The sequence below is a fragment of the Tsukamurella sp. USMM236 genome (assembly GCF_037148755.1).
In the GTDB taxonomy this organism is placed as follows: Bacteria; Actinomycetota; Actinomycetes; order Mycobacteriales; family Mycobacteriaceae; genus Tsukamurella.
Genome location: NZ_JBBCSS010000033.1, coordinates 1 through 223, shown reverse-complemented (window position 1 = coordinate 223; position 223 = coordinate 1). Strand labels below are relative to the sequence as shown.

The window sequence follows — 223 nt, the reverse complement described above, 5'->3', positions numbered from 1 at the left end:
TCGGCTGGTAGTAGTCAAGCGATGGGGTGACGCAGGAAGGTAGTGGGGCCAGTCAGTGGTTGTACTGGTGTAAGCCTGTAGGGCGAGATCTAGGCAAATCCGGATCTCATACAAGCCTGAGAGGTGATGCGTAGCCGTTGCGGTGAATTCCATGATCCTATGCTGCCGAGAAAAGCCTCTAGCGAGATCTGATGTGGCCCGTACCCCAAACCAACACAGGTGG

The 223-nt window shown here is 55.2% G+C and carries 1 rRNA gene; it reads left to right on the top strand.

Going from position 1 to position 223, the window contains the following annotated elements:
• Positions 1 to 223 (top strand): 23S ribosomal RNA (locus WFK95_RS24815); the annotation flags it as partial.